The 1,278-nt window shown below is 59.7% G+C and carries 1 protein-coding gene; it reads right to left on the minus strand.

The window, feature by feature from the left end; translation table 11 throughout:
* Positions 1-271: 271 nt before the first annotated feature.
* Positions 272-1,278: IS110 family transposase (locus tag EVC45_RS44695; protein ID WP_129964373.1), on the minus strand; the 1,007-nt coding region annotated here is incomplete at its 5' end.

Below are 1,278 nucleotides of genomic sequence, written 5' to 3' on the forward strand. Positions count from 1 at the left end.
TTGATATGACTTTCCGTGTCAATCGTGATCGGTTCTCGGTTTTGGTTCATCTGAATTTCCTGAGGGCGACGTAGCAGTACGTCTCGACGGTGGGTCACACTGATATCCGCGGGTTGGTTACCGCATTACTGTGGTCCGCCCTATGAGCCTGCCGCTGCCTCAAGTCGCAAATCGCATTAGATGTGTTGCATAATCCGCTCGCGGGTTACTCGGGTGCCGGGCTACGCCGCCTTCAGGAAACTCTCAGTGTCCTCGTTAAGATGATGGAGTGTCAGACCGGCCTGGCATCTTTCGGTATGGCGAGGGACATCGCCAGTCTGCTGATGTCCCAGATGAACCCTGAGAGTTCTCGCGCAACGGCAACCACACTGGTGTTTACATTCTTGCCGCGCGCTGCGAGCTTGCGATATCGCCGGCATAGCCGCAGTTGGGCATCCCATGCGCGGTCAATGATCGGTTTCGGGATTCCTTCATGGCGGCGTTGAATGTCCGGGCTCACCCGAGCGGGGTATCTGTAACTCCACGCAGCCTCCACGAGCAGCTTTCTTGCATAGCTGTTCCCGTTTTTTGTAATGCTGCCTTGACGGCGCCGGTCTCCTGAAGAGTGTTCGGAGGGCGTCACCCCGAGCCAGGCCATCAGCTGACGCGGATGCTCGAATCGCGACAGGTCGCCGAGTTCGGCGAGCATGCCTACGGCCGTGGTGAACTGAATGCCCCGCATTGCCTGCAGGCCCAGTACCGCCGGATAGAAGCGCCAGTTGACGACAGCCTCGCGTAGTGCCGCCTCGAGGCGGTCGCATTGTGCGAGTCTGTCTTCGATGGTACGGCGGCACTCGTCAAAGGCCAGTTGTTGCCAGTGGTTGGGGAACGCAAAGGTGCTGATCCACCTTCGATGTGCCGGACCCCAGTTGGCGCTGCCGGTGTAACGAACACCATGGGAGAGCAGAAAGGACTTGACCCGCTGACGCGCGTGTTTGAGATCCGCTTTGGCGGCAGCCCATGCCCGGGCCAGATCCCGGAATGCCTCATCTTCGAGGCCCGGCACGTAGACTGACGAGAGATCACCTGCGCGCAACGAGCGCACGAGTTTGAGTGCGTCGCGGCGGTCGGTCTTGACCCGCTCGCCTGGTTTCCTCGGAATCAGCGATGGGGCACATACCATGCAGTCGAATCCCTTCTGCACCAGTTGCCGGTATAGACCATAGCCGCATGGCCCTGCTTCGTAGACGATGCGAACGTGCGTCGCCTTGGACTGCATGCGCTGGCACAGGCGATCGA

This window comes from Paraburkholderia sp. UYCP14C, from assembly GCF_004197395.1.
Lineage (GTDB): Bacteria > Pseudomonadota > Gammaproteobacteria > Burkholderiales > Burkholderiaceae > Paraburkholderia.